Consider the following 14,684-nt stretch of genomic DNA (forward strand, 5'->3'; position numbering starts at 1 on the left):
GAGTCCCCTCTCCCCGGGGGGGGCGGCCCCTTCTGTCCCCCCCCCCCCCGCCCTGTCGATCAGTAACGACGGCTCGACGGTTCGAAGGCCCGACGGCCTACTTCGTGAAGATGAAGTACTTCCAGCCGGTGTGCGTCGTGGAGTTGACGTTGTCACCGGAAACGCGGTCGATGTACGAGGCACGCACGCGCATCTTGTAGCCGACGTCGTGGGGGCCTCCGAGCGTCACGACCGACTTGCCGTTGGTGCCGAGCGGGAAGTACTCCTGGCCCGCGTCGTACCACTTGCCCTGGTAGTTGAGCTGAAGGCTCAGCCGCTGGTAGCGACCCTTGTAGTAGGTCATCGTCGTGGTGAAGTCGGGGTTCTTCTTCTTTTTGTAGTACGCGTACGAGGTCTTCCCGATCTTCGCCGTCTTGTACTGCTTCGACAGCTTCAACGAGGCCTTGACCTTGGCGTACGCCGTCGACTTCACGGTCTTCGGCGCGTACCGGCTGTCCCCCGCGAACACGGCGGTCACCGTCGTGTCGCGCTTCAGGTTGACCTTGACGGAGAGCAGGCCCTTGGAGTTGACCTTGCCCTTCTTGACCAGCTTCTTCGGCTTGTCGGCGCCGAAGGGGTCGGCCCACAGCTCGACGACGCGGTTCTTGTGCGTCTTGCCGAGGGTCGCGGTGAAGGTGACGTTCTTGTTGTACGCGTGGACCGACTTGTTCCGGTTCAGCTTCAGCGAGGTCGCGGCGCGCGAGACGGTGACGGCGTCGATACCGGTCGACGCGGTGTGCGTGGCGCTGGCCGCGTAGGTGGCCCGGTAGGTCACCTTGCCGCCCGCGGGCGGGGTGTCGGTGAAGGAGAACGTGCCGTTGGCGTTCAGCGGCTTCGTACCGAGCGACTTGCCCTTGGGCGAATCGAGGTCCGTCCGCACCACGGTGACCTTGGAGCCGGCCGGGAACGCCGAGGTGGCCGTGACCTTCCCGCTGACGGTCAGCTTCTTGGCGCGGGTGGCCTTGGCCGGGGCGTTGACCTTCAGCGAGGTGACGGACTTGTTGGTGTTGGTGAGGACCCGCAGCGAGCGGACGTTCTGGCTGTTCACCGTGACGGCGAAGAGCCGGCTTCCGTCGGGCGCCCAGGACAGGGCCGCCGACTCCAGGGTGTCGGAGCCGCTGTGCGTGCCGGTGTTGGGGAAGTCGTACGTGCGTACCGCCTTGGCGGCGCCCTTCGGGAAGATGTACACGTCCGGGTCGTACCAGCCGTTGATGCCCGCCGCGACCGTACCGTTCGGCGCGATCTCGACGGCGTTGGGGCCGTAGTTGGTCGGGTAGCTCTTCTGGGCGGCGAGGTCGGAGGTCCGGAACACCTGGTGCTCCCCCCGGCTGCCGCTCGCGACCACGAGCTGCTTGCCGTCCGGGGTGAGCGCGAGGTCCTGGAGCTGGTTCGTGCCGGTCGGCTGGATCGCGGTCTGCGAGGCTGTTCCCGAGGCGACGTCGTACACGGCCACGCGCGTCGTGATCTGCTCCCCCGATCCGGCGGCCAGCGTCGTCGGCGCACCAGGCGTCGAGGCCAGGATCGGAGCGGTGAGCCAGAAGCCGTCCGGGTCCGGGACCTGGTCCAGCGTGACCACGGGCTCCTCGCCCGACAGGTCCAGCGAGCCGATGTTGCCCCCGGTGGCGCTGCCGTAGCCGCCGTACCCGAACCAGAGCTTGCCGCCCGCGAGGGCCGGGTGCGTCGGCCGGGTGTCCGCGCCGATGTCGTACCGCGCGGACTCCTTCAGCGTGGCGGTGTCGATCGCGACGATGGCGTCGGCGCCGGGGACGGCCGCGTACAGGGTGGTGGAGTCGGGCGAGAGCTCAAGACCCCGCACGCCCGGCAGCGCGGCGAACGTGGCGACGACCTTGCCGGAGTAGTCGGTGGCGACGACCTTGCCGGACGCCGGGTCACTGACGAACACCCGCTGGTGCAGACCGTCGGTGACGATGTCGCCCACGGAGGCGGCAGGAAGGATTCTGCTGCTGTCGGCGGCGGCCGGGCTCGCCGCCCCGCCGACCAGCACCACGGAACTGAAGAGGACCGCGAACGCCGTCGCGGTCGCGGTCGGAATTCTGCGCGTACGCACAGTTGCTGATACCCCCACGGTATGAAGGGGCCGCGCGTCACCCGAGATGAGAGAAGCGTTTGGGGCGCGGCCCGAATCGCAGGGTATGACATGCCAGCGACACTCACGGTCCCATTTAGGTCCCGTTACGGCTCCGACGCCCCGCGGCCCGGGGCGGGGCCGGGAGCGTACGGGGGTGGCTCAGTCAGCCCAGGTGACGAACGTGGACCAGGCGTCGGGGGCGACGGCGAAGACGGGGCTGTCGGGGACCTTGGAGTCACGGACGTGGACGGAGTGGGGGCAGGCGGCGACCTCGACGCACTCGCCGCCGCTCTCGCTGCTATAAGAGGACGTACGCCAGTCGAAGGCGACTTCGATGCAGTTGCCGCCGCTGGCGTTGCTGTAGCTCGATGTGAACCACCGGAGGGTGCTGCTCATTCCTTCACTCCTGCCAACCGCATGATGAGGTCCAGCGATTCACGAGGACCCAGGGCCTGTGCCCGGATCATCGCATAGCGCCGGGAGTACGTGCTCACCTTTGCGGGGTCAGTGATCAGCAGGCTCTCGTCCTGCGCTTCCAGATAGACGAGATGCTCATGCTCCGAAGTCTCCATCAGGTCCATTTCGCCATGACCGGCCGCGTACTCGCCGTGCTTTCCGGCGTCCAGCGGCAGCACGAGCAGCGTGACATTGCGCCGACGCGCACACTCCACGAGATGGAGCAGCTGCTCCCGCATGATCTCCTCACTGCCGATGACGCGACGGAGGACGGCCTCGTCGATGATGATCTCGATCATGGGCAGCGGGTTGCGGTCGAAGAGAAGCGCGCGTGCCATCCGCAGCTGCACCAGCTCCTCCACGCGCTCGTCGGAGAGCGGCGGGTATCCGCCCCCGATGAGCGCCCGAGCGTACGCCTCCGTCTGGAAGAGCCCGTGGATGACGTTGGTGGCGAAGAGCTGGAGGCTGATCGCGGCCTGTTCCAGCAGCGAGTAGTCCTGGAACTGCTCGGGCAGCCGCTCCATCCGCATGTACAGCCGGGCCGTCTCGAAGACGTCGCTGCCCTCGCTCAGGACCCGCTTCAGCGCCACCAGCATCGCGTCACTGGCGGGCTGCGCGCAGGTCTCCATCGCGCTGACGGCAGCCGCCGAATAGCCGAGCTCGTCCCCCAGCCGGTCCTGCGACCACTCCCGCTGGACGCGCAGCATCCGCGTCACTTTGGCGACCAGCTTCGCCGCCGGGCTGGCCGATTCCTTGTTCTCCGCACTTGCCATAACGCGATCTCTTTTCGACTCAACCGAACTCAACCGGTCACTACTCGCTACCGTCGAACTCAACTGCTTCACAGCGAAGTTCGCCCAGGTCAACGGGTGTACGACGAGCCTCGCCAGCTATGGATAACGCTAGGTGATCGGGGTCACACTCGCCCTGTGAACGCATCAAATAGCGAGCTGAAAATCGAGTGGGTTCCGGATTCGGGATTCCAACTCCGCAAGGCGGGCGTGCAATTCGACGCCGTCCGTGTCGACGGCGACGACGGGAGGCGGCTGGCAGCCCGGATGGAGGAGATCATCGAGGGCGAACCCGGCCCGATGGTCACGGAGGCGAACGGACGGCGCGGGGTGTACTTCCTGGTGCCGCCGGGCTCGACGGCGTACCGTCCCTGGCCGCGCGAGGTCACGACGTTCAACTCGGCGACCGGCCGCATCAGTTACGTACCCGTCCCGGCGCTGTCGGGCCGGACCTGGCCGCTCGCGTGGCGGAACCCGCCGACGTCCTCGGAGCGGTTCGTGCACACGTTGATCCTGTTCAACGCGGCGTACCAGCTGTTTTGTTGAGAGCGGTGACGCCTGGGCGGCCCGGGTGTCCACGGCTGTGGCCTTCTCAGGCCAGAGGTTTCCAGCCCGGTCCCGGGCCGTGTGGGTCGTCGCCGGTGAAGACGTGGTGCGCGTCGGCGGTGATGTGCAGCCCGAAGTCGTACATCCCGGGTGCCCCGCGCTCTTCCCACACGCACCAGGCCCGGGTCACCTCGTCGACCAGGTCCCGTTTCCCGCCGTGGTGTGCGTTCGCCGTGGTACTCGCCTGTTCGAGGACGGCCCAGGAGGAGCGACCGTCACTGATCCAGGCGGCCGCCTGTGTATCGGTCCCGGTCCCGGTGTCGGTCCTGGTGTCGATCTGTACGTCCGGCAGCAGCACACGTAGCGCGAACAGCACATCGGGGTGGGACAACTCCTGTACGGGCCTGGGGAACGCGGGCGGTACGCCGCCGATGTCCCGGCCCCGGCCCCGTACGCGTTCGAACGGTAAGGGCGGGCGTTCTGTGCGGCGGGTGGGCATGAAGCGGGCGGGCGCCTGTACCCAGCCGGTTGCCGAGGCGCCGTCCTGCGCCACGGTGAGCGCAACGCACCCGGTGTGGCCCCAGGGTGTGACGATGCGGCCGCCCGGTCGCGTGCGCTTCACCCAGGCCCACGGCACGTGCTCCACGGCGTAGGTGGAGATGACCCGGTCGAAGACCGCATCGCCTGGCGGTCCGCCGTCCCCGTCTCCGTCCCCGGTGATGACGTGTACGCGACCCCCGGGCCCGGCTGCCTCGATGCGCTGCCGGGCGTGGGCGGCGAGTTCGGCGTCGATTTCGATGCTGGTCACCTGTGTGGCGCGCTCGGCGAGCAGGGCGGCGTTCCAGCCGGAGCCGGTGCCCAGTTCGAGCACGCGGTGTCCGGGCTCCAGGGCGAGTGAGTCCAGCATGGTCGCCACGACGGCCGCGCAAGAGATGCTGGAGGTCGGCATGTCGTCGGTGACCTGGGTGACGGTCGAGCCGTACGGGCCGGGGTGGACCTCGGCGGCCCACGCCTCCGGTGCTTCTGCCCGGTGGACCGCCTCGTACCGCTCGCCCGTCCAGACCCAGACGGTCTCGGGGGCGAAACGGTCCCGGGGCACCGACTCCATGGCCCGGCGGACCCAGGGCGAGTCCGTCGGCCACAGATTCCCTTCGGTCATCGCGGACAGAAGGTTCAGGCGGTGGTTCTCCAGCACGGGTGGCTACTTCCGGCGGGTGCCGGTCGGCGGCGGAGACGGCGGGACCTGGCCGTCCGAGTTGCCGGGCGGCGGCTTGCCCTGCGACGGGTCCGGGGCCGGCTTGCCGTGTGTGCCCATCATGACCTCCTGGCCGGATGAGTGAGCGGCGGACACCTCAGCATCCCGTGCGGCTCGTGCCCTTCTGCCGGAAGTTGGTGAGATTGGCCGGAAAGGGAAGGGGGTGTTGTCGGGGCGACGGGCGCGCTACTCTGTGAGCCGCGTCGCGTGCCGGTGGCAGACCGTGTCAGGCATGGAGGCGCCGGATCGAAGGAGCCCGACGATGCACTCGTCGCACCCTTCGTCCTCGCGTGACTGAGCGCGAGACGACCAGGCTTGTCGCCTGGAGCCAAGAACTCCGTCAGGTGCACCAACGACTGCGTGAAGCGCTGCACCTGACTCGTGAATCCCTCGCCGACGGCACTCCCGGGGAGTCGGCCGCCCGTGAACTGCTGTTGTACTGCCACGGTTTCTGTACGGCCCTCGACGGCCACCACCGGGGCGAGGACCGCACCCTGTTCCCGGCCATCGCGGCGGCACATCCGGAGTTGCGTCCGGTGCTGCGTGCGCTCGAACAGGACCACTCGATGATCGACCACCTGCTGAGCGGCCTCAGCGCGGCGGTCGAGCGGGCGGCGCCGCCCGAGGAACTCGACCAGCACCTCGAAGGCATCGCGGCGATCATGGAGAACCACTTCCGGTACGAGGAGCGGCAACTGCTCACCGTGCTCGAAGCCCTGGAACTGCCGGCCGAGCCCCGGGAGGTGCTGGGACCGCTGTGACGCGAACGGGAACGGAAACGCGAACGGGAACGGGTGTGGGAACAGGTCTTACTGCGGCGGGCCCACGATCGCCCGCAGTGCCGCGAGGTGCCCCTGGTAGGCATCCTGGCCCCGCTGGGTCAGGCGGAGCCACACGCGCTGGCGGGTGTTGCGGACGGCCTTGCGCTGTTCGACGTAACCGGCGTCCATCAGCACGCTGACGTGCTTGCTCAGTACGGAGGCGGAGAGCCCGAGCTGTCGCTGCACCAGGCCGAACTCCGCCTCGCCTGCGGTGTCCAGCAGGGCGCAGATACGTAGCCGGTTCGGGGCGTGGACCGTGGCGTCGAAGCCCGTCAGCGGGTCGGGGGCTTCGGCGCTCACGCGGTCTTCGGCGCGCATGCGGTCTTCCGTGCTCACGCGGTCTTCCTGTGCAGCCGGACGAAGGCGAGGTGGAAGCCGACGGAGACGGCGGCACCGATCAGCGAGGCCGCGATCAGCCACCCCGCCCACTCCGTGGCGCGGAACGCGAACGCCGCCCCCACCAGCACCACGGGCAGCCCCACCATGAGCGGCACGGTCACCCGCTTCGGCAGCACGTCCAGCCGGAGCGCCACCCCGGTCCTGTCGCGCCAGGCCCTGGCCGCGAGGGCGAAGAGCGCCATGAACACCGCCGTGCTCGCCAGCATGATGCCCGTCCAGGCCGGGCCCGGCAGCAGCCAGTCCGTGTCGGCCAGGGCGCCGCCGTACGTGATCGGGAGCGCGGCGATGTAGAGCGTGAGCGTGACGAAGAACCAGTTCGGCCACGGCGTGGCCGACAGCGCTGCGGCGGAGGCCCGGACCTGCTCGGTGTCGGCTAGGGCGGAGCGGGCCTGCTCCGGTGTCGGTCGTACCCCGTTGGTTTCCATGACGGAAAGAGTAGTGGATGGTTTCCGGTGTGGAAAGGGGTGAGTTTCCGGTACGGAAAGTGGCTGGTCCGGGCCTGTGGGGCCCCTCAGGCCCGGGAGTTCTCCGCCGCTCCCGATGCGCCGCCCTGCGCCGATCCCGAGTCGCCCCGCGGCGCCGCCGTGATCCGGGCGATCGCCTCGGCGGTCAGGGCGCGGTCGTGGGGCTCGGTCTCCAGGGCGCGTTTATGCGATGACGCGAATATTGGGGCTCCCGCATGGACGGCCCGGGCCCCCGCTCGTACCGTCGTGGAACCGGCCCGCAGGGGGTCGTCCGAGGGGGTTCGCGGCCATGGCTCGTGAGGAACTGACCCGGCTCACCGGCAGCGGGAACGGCAACAACGGCAACGGCAGCGGCAGCGGTCCGTGCGGTAAGGACGACTGCCCGAACGTCTACCGGACCGTATCGGGATCGTTCGTGATTCAGGGTGACGTGTCAGATGCTTTCAAGGCGCCCGACGGGGAAGGGCTTGTGGAGATTCCGGAGGAGACGTTGAGGGAGGCCGTTCGTGCTCTTGGCTGGTGAGGAGTGGGCTGCCCGCTTCGAAGGGTTCCAGCGGGAAGCCTGGCGTCTGGAGACTCTGCCCCAATACCTCATGCCCCAGGAGGCTGAGGAGTTCCAGGAGTTCAGGGGCGGTACTCGTATCGATCCGGCGACCGTGTCGAACGAGTACACCGACCGTCTGCGCCGACAAGTCGTGCAGGGTCGGGAGCAGGGCCGGGTCCATGTGCTGACCCGACCGCTCTCCGAGTACCTCCGGTTCGAGTTCCACCACTACTACAAAGCGCACTCGCTGGCCGGTGAGCGGATTCGCATTCTCGACGTGACGAACCGGTCCAACCCCCTTGAGGGCATACAGGATTTCTGGATGTTCGACCGTTCCGAAGTGGTCCTCATGAATTACCACCCCGACGGTCGTCAGATCAGCCGAGAAGTGTTCGAAGGTGACGTTGCTCCGTTCCTCGAATACCAGCGGATCGCAGTCGATGCGTCGGTTGCTTTCGAGGAGTATGTGAAGGGCATTGACCTTTGATCCCGCATCCCTAGGTCACTCCAGGTCGGACCTGGCGGCAGCACTGAAGGCGGAGCGCGGCAAGGCCGGATGGACCCAAGTCCGGCTTGCGAGGCGCTGCAACATGAGCCAGACCAAGGTGAGCAACATCGAAAGCGGGAAGCTGACTCCCGCCATGGTCGATGTCGAGCTGATCCTTGAAGCCCTGGGGGCCGAAGGGGCGCCCGCTGCTCAGATCCTGTCGCTCGCCCGCTCCGCCAACACGGAGTGGCAGGATCACTGGGCGTCCCGCCGCAGGGGGCTGGACAAGAAGCAGAACGAATTGGCCCGTCTGGAGGCGGCGACCAAAGAGTTCCGCTTCTTTCTGCTTTCCATGGTCACCGGCCTGCTCGCCACAGCCGACTACGTGCGGGCGAGCATCGCCGATGTTTCCGGCGACCAGTCCAGGACCATCGTCAAGAAGCTTGAGCGGCAAAGGGTCCTGCTCGACTCCGAGAAGTCGTTCACTTTCATCTTGACCGAGCAGGCTGCCCGGTGGCCCATTCTCCCGCCCCTGGCCATGGCCATGCAATTGGATCGATTGGCATCGGTTTCCCGCCTGCCCAACGTCAGGCTGGGCGTTCTCCCTCTCGCCGGCCATATCCCCGAACGGCCGCTGAGCACCTTCACGGTCTACGATCGGCGCCTGGCCACGGTGGAAACCGGGACGGGGGTGTTGATGCTTCGGGACCACCGGGACGTGAACGCCTACCGCGCTGACTTCGGCAGGTACGAAGAGCATGCGGTGTGGGGTGAGGAATGCCGGGCGTTGCTGTCCGAATGGTCCAGAATTTTTACCCGACAGCGCCAATAAGGTGCCTGACCGGGGTCAGGCAGAGGCATCATTTCCATGTGCTCACGAGCCCGGCCGTTACCCGCATCCCACGGCCCAGGTTGAGCAAGTACCGCAAGCGCGTCCCTGCTTGCCCTGTCGAAGGGGTGCCCGTGAAGCGAATCATTGCCCGAGTGTGGAAGCTCATTCGAGGCCCTTTGCAATGGCGTGTCCTGTGGTTCGCGCACGCAAAATTCATGATTGGTGTGACGGGTGTGGTGCGCAACGAGGAGGGGGAAATTCTGCTCCTCAAGCACCGTATGTGGCCCGCTGACCGGCCATGGGGACTTCCCACCGGTTACGCGGTCAAGAGCGAGGAGCTCCCGAAGACCATCGTGCGAGAGGTCCAGGAGGAGACCGGACTCGAAGTCGTCCCAGGTCGGTTGGTTCAGGTAACCAGTGGCTACAAGCTCCGCGTGGAAATCGCCTACGAGGCGTTGCACGTGGGGGGAACTCTCAAGATCGACAAATTCGAGATTCTGGAGGCGAAATGGTTCAGCCCGGACGCGCTCCCGGAAGGGGTGCAGGAGTCCCACGTCCAACTCGTCAAAGCGGGATCGACGGGGCAGACGGGGCAGACAGGGGAGACAGGGCAGACGGGACCGATGGGGCCGATGATGTGACCGAACTCGCCCCGAACGAATCCGTCACGGGTGCGAGGGCAATGGCGAGGCTGGCGGCCATGCGTGCCGACACTTCCCCGTTGACGGGAAAACACCCCGCGTACGTGTTCCGGCCCCTCTCGGAAACGCTCAGCCGGTGGGCGGCCGATGGTATCGACACCACGCCTTTCCACGCAGGCTTCGAAACGGCCGAGCGCCGGTACGCCGGGTACGGGCTGACGAAGATGCTGCCCTTCGACCGCGTGCTGGTCGGCTGCGAATCCTCGCGCGTCGGCGCCTTCGGTGGGTTCCATCATCCGGACCAGGGATACCGGCATGTGCAGATGGCAGCCGTCATCACCATGTACGGGCCCATGGAGGGCCGGAACCCCGAACGCCCCGCATCAGCCCTCCTCGACCTGCTGCGTGCGTACGCCCATGACTGCCTTCACTACGGATCGCGTCGACGGTACGTGGACGTGGCAGGCATGCCCGTACGCACGCAGTACGGCATCAACTACCGCCGCGCATCAGGGCAGTCCTACTCGGCTGCCGATCGGAGCGGAAGCCGCCACACGCGGAATCTCGGGATCGTCATGGAGGGCGCGTGCGACAGGGAGGCGCGTTCCATCACCCGGCAGACAGCTGCACGGTTCGGTGTCACGGAGCCCTCAGGGATTCTTGACGCGCTTGCCTTCCGGGACGTGACGGGAACGCTTACGAAGGAAGACGCCGAGCGCGTGGTGGAGGTGCCGGGCAGTGAGGAGCAGACGCGGTACGCGGCAGCTCTCAGCGGCTACGAGAAGAGGGTGAACCGCCGATACGCCCACTTCCTCGCGGAGTTCACCCCAGGCGAAGAGAGCGACTGCCACACGCGGTTGCTCGCGGCCATCATCACCGGCGACGTGGCGGGGCTGGAGGCTTGGCTGGACGAACGCCACGGCCCGGGAACGTTCATGGGCCTGTTCCGCACGCCGGGCTACTTCGAACCGGCCTTGACCGCGTAGGTGAGGATCAGCTCGCGCTGGTTGCCGTTGGAGAGGTGGTGGACGAGCGTGTGGATGAATCCGTGACGCACCCGTGGACGCATCAGGGCTGGTGCCCCTTCGCCTTCTGGCGGGCGTAGTAGGTGCGGGCCCGGTTGCGGTCGCCGCAGTCCTTCGTGTTGCACCAGCGGCGGTTCCGGCGCGGTGAGGTGTCGAGGTAGACCCAGCCGCACTTGGCGTCCTCGCACTGGTGGAGGCGGTCGAGGTCGTCGCGCTGGGTGAGGGCCAGGAGCCCGCGGGCGATGCGGTCGCGGGGCAGGCGGAGGTCGGTGTCCCGGTCCTGCCACTGCCAGCGGTCGCCCACGCGGACCAGGTCGGCCGCGGCGATCGCCGTACGGTACATGCTCGCGAGGTCCGCAGCGGCTTCGGGGTCGTCGGCGAAGAGGGCTGCGTAGGCCTTCTCGCGCGCTTCGACGACCTGCGTCCGCTCGCGCTCGGCCCGGGCGCCGTCCCGGTCGGCGAGGTCGTGCAGGGCCGTGGCCTCATCCGTACTGATCAGGCCGGATTCGAGGCACCACTCGACGACGTCGGAGTAGGTCTTCAGGGCCTCGATGCGTTCGGGCCCGCCGAGCCGCCAGGCGACGGTGTTCACCAGGTCGAGCATGCGGTCACCCGCGATGTGGCCGAACTTCACCATCGGCTCCTCCCGTCGGCGAAGGCGTTCATGTCCGTCGTGTCTGTCATGCCCGTGAGGTCGATCGATCTCATGGGTAAAACCATTGTTGCACGTGAGGTGATTCTCCTGTCATCATGCCCAATCAGCAAAACACCCATGAGATCACCACGGGGAGAACCAGCATGCCCGTCGCCGCCCCCCGACCGTTCACCGCACTGTGGGCGTCCCAGGCGTCCTCGAACCTCGCCGACGGGGTGGTGCAGGCAGCCGCACCGCTGCTCGTCGCCACGCTGACCCGTGACCCGCTGATCGTGGCGGGCATGACGGTGGTGCAGTTCCTGCCCTGGCTGCTCGCGACCCTGCCCAGCGGCGCGATGGCCGACCGTATGGACAGACGCCGGATACTCGTTCTCGGCAACGTGCTGCGGGCGGTGGGGTTCGCGCTGCTCGCCCTCGCCCTGGCCGATGGGTGGCGCCACGTCGCACTTCTCTACGCCGCCGTGTTCATCGCGGGCTGCGCCGAAACGATGGTCGACAACGCGGCCCTGGCCGTCCCGCCCCGCATCCTGCCCCGCGAGAAGCTGGAGCGCGCCAACGGCAGGTTGTTCGCCACCCAGTCCGTCATCAACACGTTCGTCGGGCCGCCTGCCGGTGCGGCGCTGTTCGCGGTGGCGGCATCGGCGGCCTTCTTCACCGGCGCGGCTGCGTTCGCCCTCGCCGCTCTGGCAGCCCTGCTGCTGCCCGCGCTGCGCTCCACCGGCAAGAAGTACGAGACCGGCGGGGAGCACGAGACCGGCGGGGAGCACGAGACCCGCCGCTCCCACCCGACCACCATTGCCCAGGATATCCGCTCCGGATGGGCCCACTTCTGGCGTCACGACCTGCTGCGCCGCGTCGCGTTCATCTCGGCGGCGATCAACTTCTTCGGCGCGGCCACCGGGGGGCTCCTCGTCCTGTTGATCACCGGCCCGTACCAACTGCCCATGTCGAGCTACGGTTTGTTCATCGCCGTTCCCGCGGCCGGAGCCATCGCCGGTTCCCTGCTCGCCGAACACATCGTGCCTCGTATCGGAGGCGGCCCCACCACCTGGCTCGCCGCCCTCACCCCGGCCGCCGGTTACGCCGTCCTCGGGCTGGGCCACAGCACGCCCCTGGCCCTGGCGGCCATGTTCGGCGCCGCTCTCGCCACCTCGCTGAACCAGATCGTCGTCAGCACCCTGCGTCAGGCGGCGGTCCCCGACGAACTCCTCGGCCGCGTCACCGCCGCCTACCGCCTCATCGTCCTGGGTGTCGTCCCTCTCGGAGCCCTCGGCGGCGGCCTGCTCGGGCGCGGCTTCGGGATCCGCGCCGCCTTCGTCGCCGCGGCGGTCGGGCTCACCCTCGCCGCGATCCCGCTCGCCTCCCGGGTCACCACCCAGGGGCTCCGCGATGCGGAGACGCGTCCTGCCCCGCCTTCCCCTGTCGGAGTGCGGTCGGTTCAGTCGGATCTGGTGTAGATCAGGACCTCGCCCGAGCCGATCGTCGCCCGGCGCAGGGTGCCGTCCGGGAGGAGGGTCAGTTCGGTGGCCTTTCCGGGGGCGCAGGAGGAGGCCGGTCTGCCCATGGAGACGGTGGAGGGGCCGATCCGGACCGGTTCGCCGGGGGCGGGGCGGGTGGCCAGGGGAGCGGTGAACTCGCAGTGGTACGTGGCTCCCAGAGCCAGGGGGCCCTTGGCGACGAGGGAGAGGACCGGGTCACCGGCGTCCCCCTGGCGGATGGTCAGCTCCCTGGAGGACGCGCCCCGGTCGCCGGGGATGGTGGCGGACCAGGTGCCGAGGAAGTCGCCGGGGACGGCACCCTCGTCGTCCGTCCCTGCCCCGTTCGCGGAGGCCGAGGGGGAGGGGGAGGCCGAGGGGGCGGTTGAGGCGGATGTGGAGGCGGAGGCGGACGGGCCCGGGGTGGTCGGTGTGCCGCTGCCCTCGTTGTTCATGAACGCGTACACGGACCCGCCCGCCCCTATCGCGACGACCACGGCGACGGCCACCAGAGCGATGGTCGCCCCGGCGGAGCGGCGCTCCGGGGTGGGCGAGGGCGCGGGGGCCGGGGCGAAGTACGAGGGCGGGAGCGGGGTGGTGTAGACGGGGGCGGGGGCGTACGTGGGGTGGGGGTGGTGGGCCTGGTGTTGGGGCTGCTGGTGCTGGTGCTGGTGCTGGTGGTGCTGGTGCTGGGGGTATGGCTGTTGGGGGTACGGGGGTGGGGTCGGGGTCGCCGGGGGAGTGGCGGGCGGAGCCGGGGTGGTGGGGCCGGGGGCTGCCTGGGTGGGGAGGGCGTGGACGCAGGGGGGAGTGGGTGTGGTGGGTGCGGTGGAGGGCTGTGCGGGGGGTGTGGCCGGGCGCCGGGGGGCTTCCGGAAGTCGCGGGTCCACCGGGCGGTCCTTGGCTTCGGGGCCGTGCTCGGGTTCCGGTCGCCGGTCCCGGGGTTCTGGGCCGCCTGTGGCCTGCGGTCCGTTCTCGGCTATCGGCCCGCTTTGGGAGTGCGGGGCGTCCGGGTCCTCCGCGTCCAGCAATCCCACCGCGTGGCGGCCCAGTTGGGCGATGAGGGTGGCGGGGAGCCAGGGTTCGTCGGCCTGCGGCTCGCCCAGCCGGGACAGGATCTCGTCGGTGGAGGGCCGGGCGGCCGGGTCCTTGGCCAGGCAGTCCCGTACGACCTCGGCCAGCTCCGCCGGGACGCCGGTCAGGTCCGGGTCCCCCTGGGTGATCCGGAACATCAGCGAGTGCACCCCGCCGCTGTCGGCCGTACCGAAGGGGAGGCGGCCGGATGCCGCGTACGCGAGGACGGAGCCGAGGCAGAACACATCGCACGCCGTCGTCACGCGCTCGCCGCGCACCTGCTCCGGGGCCATGAACCCGGGCGAGCCGATCATCGAGCCGGTGCGGGTCAGGTCGCCGTCGGGCAGAGGCTCCAGGGCGCGGGCGATGCCGAAGTCGATGACCCGGGGGCCGTCGATGGTGAGCAGGACGTTGGACGGCTTCAGGTCCCGGTGGATGAGCCCGGCGCCGTGGATGTGCTGGAGGGCGTGGGCGAGGCCGGAGCCGAGGAGCTGGACGGAACGTATCGGCAGTGGCCCGTACGCCCCCGATTCCGCGACCGGGGCGCCGGGGCGGCCGGAGACGATGCGGTGGAGGGAGGGCCCGGCGACGTAGCCGGTGGCGACCCAGGGGATCGGGGCCTCGGTGTCGGAGTCCAGGACCGGGGCGGTCCAGGCGCCGCCGACCCGGTGCGCGGCGCGGACTTCCTGGCGGAAGCGGGCGCGGAACTCGGGCTGCTCGGCGAGCTCGGGGCGGACGAGCTTGAGGGCGACGGTGCGGCCTCTTTCGGAGCGGGCGAGGAAGACCTGGCCCATGCCGCCTTCGCCCAGGCGGCCGAGGAGGCGGTACGCGCCGATGCGGTGCGGGTCGTCGGGCCCGAGCTCGTCCATGTGTTTCCTCCCCCTGCGGCCCGCACGAGGATAGCGCCGCCGGGTGGAGCGGGTGCGGCGGTGCGGGCTCCCCGTCTACGACACGGCCCCCCGGGGCTCCGGTTCCGCCCTCAAACGCCGGGCGGGCTCAGCTTTCGGCCCGGGAGGCCCCACCCAGCCCGTCCGGCGTTTGAGGACGGAACCCGGGAGCGCGGGGGCGGCGCACAGGAGTGGGCGGTGCTC

Annotated in this window: 16 protein-coding genes and 1 pseudogene; 8 read left to right on the forward strand and 9 right to left on the reverse strand. The window is 69.0% G+C overall.

What is annotated here, in order from left to right; genetic code table 11:
- Nucleotides 1-97 precede the first annotated feature (97 nt).
- From ACFW9Z_RS12020 to ACFW9Z_RS12030, 3 genes are all read right to left on the reverse strand, one after another.
- Entirely contained in the window at nt 98-2,107 is a 2,010-nt protein-coding gene (locus ACFW9Z_RS12020) for a YncE family protein (protein ID WP_384638268.1), read from the reverse strand.
- Between the two features lie 180 nt (nt 2,108-2,287).
- Nucleotides 2,288-2,524: a DUF397 domain-containing protein gene (locus ACFW9Z_RS12025; protein WP_384638271.1), complete on the reverse strand. Its 237-nt coding sequence runs from the start codon at nt 2,522-2,524 to the stop codon at nt 2,288-2,290.
- Nucleotides 2,521-3,357 carry a DUF5753 domain-containing protein gene (locus ACFW9Z_RS12030; RefSeq protein WP_384638274.1) on the reverse strand — a complete coding sequence of 279 codons (837 nt, stop codon included), beginning with the start codon at nt 3,355-3,357 and terminating at the stop codon, nt 2,521-2,523. Before ACFW9Z_RS12030 ends, ACFW9Z_RS12025 begins: the two co-directional genes overlap by 4 nt.
- 228 nt (nt 3,358-3,585) lie before the next feature.
- Between ACFW9Z_RS12030 and ACFW9Z_RS12035 the strand changes: the two genes are divergently transcribed.
- Nucleotides 3,586-3,921: a hypothetical protein gene (locus ACFW9Z_RS12035; protein ID WP_384638834.1), complete on the forward strand. Its 336-nt coding sequence runs from the start codon at nt 3,586-3,588 to the stop codon at nt 3,919-3,921.
- Between the two features lie 46 nt (nt 3,922-3,967).
- On the opposite strand, the gene ACFW9Z_RS12040 is transcribed toward ACFW9Z_RS12035, so the two are convergent.
- Nucleotides 3,968-5,116 (reverse strand): methyltransferase domain-containing protein, encoded by a 1,149-nt coding sequence (locus ACFW9Z_RS12040; protein ID WP_384638277.1) that lies wholly within the window; start codon nt 5,114-5,116, stop codon nt 3,968-3,970.
- A gap of 350 nt (nt 5,117-5,466) precedes the next feature.
- Here ACFW9Z_RS12040 and ACFW9Z_RS12045 point away from each other — a divergent pair, with 350 nt between their 5' ends.
- Nucleotides 5,467-5,937, forward strand: a complete 471-nt coding sequence (locus ACFW9Z_RS12045; RefSeq protein WP_384638280.1) for a hemerythrin domain-containing protein — start codon at nt 5,467-5,469, stop codon at nt 5,935-5,937.
- 48 nt (nt 5,938-5,985) lie between these two features.
- Here the strand turns inward: ACFW9Z_RS12045 and ACFW9Z_RS12050 are convergent, their stop codons facing one another.
- From ACFW9Z_RS12050 to ACFW9Z_RS12060, 3 genes and pseudogenes are all read right to left on the reverse strand, one after another.
- The gene (locus tag ACFW9Z_RS12050) at nt 5,986-6,333 is read right to left on the reverse strand and encodes a transcriptional regulator (RefSeq protein WP_384638283.1); all 348 of its coding nucleotides are present in this window, start codon (nt 6,331-6,333) and stop codon (nt 5,986-5,988) included.
- Nucleotides 6,330-6,821 carry a hypothetical protein gene (locus ACFW9Z_RS12055; RefSeq protein ID WP_384638286.1) on the reverse strand — a complete coding sequence of 164 codons (492 nt, stop codon included), beginning with the start codon at nt 6,819-6,821 and terminating at the stop codon, nt 6,330-6,332. The genes ACFW9Z_RS12050 and ACFW9Z_RS12055 overlap by 4 nt, the downstream gene beginning before the upstream one ends.
- An 86-nt stretch (nt 6,822-6,907) precedes the next feature.
- Nucleotides 6,908-7,090, reverse strand: a pseudogene (locus ACFW9Z_RS12060) (hypothetical protein); the annotation flags it as partial.
- Between the two features lie 59 nt (nt 7,091-7,149).
- On the opposite strand from ACFW9Z_RS12060, the gene ACFW9Z_RS12065 reads away from it, so the two are divergent.
- The 5 genes from ACFW9Z_RS12065 to ACFW9Z_RS12085 all read left to right on the forward strand — a co-directional run bounded on the left by ACFW9Z_RS12065 (nt 7,150) and on the right by ACFW9Z_RS12085 (nt 10,350).
- On the forward strand, nt 7,150-7,383 hold the full coding sequence (locus ACFW9Z_RS12065) for a hypothetical protein (protein WP_384638289.1): 234 nt from the start codon (nt 7,150-7,152) through the stop codon (nt 7,381-7,383).
- A complete protein-coding gene (locus ACFW9Z_RS12070; protein ID WP_384638292.1) occupies nt 7,367-7,891 on the forward strand; it encodes a DUF6879 family protein in 525 nt (174 codons plus the stop codon). Before ACFW9Z_RS12065 ends, ACFW9Z_RS12070 begins: the two co-directional genes overlap by 17 nt.
- Nucleotides 7,881-8,723: a Scr1 family TA system antitoxin-like transcriptional regulator gene (locus tag ACFW9Z_RS12075; RefSeq protein ID WP_384638295.1), complete on the forward strand. Its 843-nt coding sequence runs from the start codon at nt 7,881-7,883 to the stop codon at nt 8,721-8,723. The genes ACFW9Z_RS12070 and ACFW9Z_RS12075 overlap by 11 nt, the downstream gene beginning before the upstream one ends.
- Nucleotides 8,724-8,854: 131 nt before the next feature.
- Entirely contained in the window at nt 8,855-9,364 is a 510-nt protein-coding gene (locus tag ACFW9Z_RS12080) for an NUDIX domain-containing protein (RefSeq protein ID WP_384638298.1), read from the forward strand.
- The gene (locus tag ACFW9Z_RS12085) at nt 9,361-10,350 is read left to right on the forward strand and encodes a hypothetical protein (RefSeq protein ID WP_384638300.1); all 990 of its coding nucleotides are present in this window, start codon (nt 9,361-9,363) and stop codon (nt 10,348-10,350) included. The genes ACFW9Z_RS12080 and ACFW9Z_RS12085 overlap by 4 nt, the downstream gene beginning before the upstream one ends.
- Nucleotides 10,351-10,432: 82 nt before the next feature.
- Here ACFW9Z_RS12085 and ACFW9Z_RS12090 read toward each other — a convergent pair whose 3' ends face one another.
- Nucleotides 10,433-11,026: a CGNR zinc finger domain-containing protein gene (locus tag ACFW9Z_RS12090; protein ID WP_384638303.1), complete on the reverse strand. Its 594-nt coding sequence runs from the start codon at nt 11,024-11,026 to the stop codon at nt 10,433-10,435.
- Between the two features lie 113 nt (nt 11,027-11,139).
- Between ACFW9Z_RS12090 and ACFW9Z_RS12095 the strand changes: the two genes are divergently transcribed.
- Entirely contained in the window at nt 11,140-12,501 is a 1,362-nt protein-coding gene (locus ACFW9Z_RS12095) for an MFS transporter (RefSeq protein ID WP_384638306.1), read from the forward strand.
- Here ACFW9Z_RS12095 and ACFW9Z_RS12100 read toward each other — a convergent pair.
- On the reverse strand, nt 12,483-14,462 hold the full coding sequence (locus ACFW9Z_RS12100; protein ID WP_384638308.1) for a serine/threonine-protein kinase: 1,980 nt from the start codon (nt 14,460-14,462) through the stop codon (nt 12,483-12,485). The genes ACFW9Z_RS12095 and ACFW9Z_RS12100 overlap by 19 nt on opposite strands.
- Between the last annotated feature and the right edge of the window lie 222 nt (nt 14,463-14,684).

The sequence above is a fragment of the Streptomyces sp. NPDC059452 genome, assembly GCF_042750035.1.
Lineage (GTDB): Bacteria > Actinomycetota > Actinomycetes > Streptomycetales > Streptomycetaceae > Streptomyces.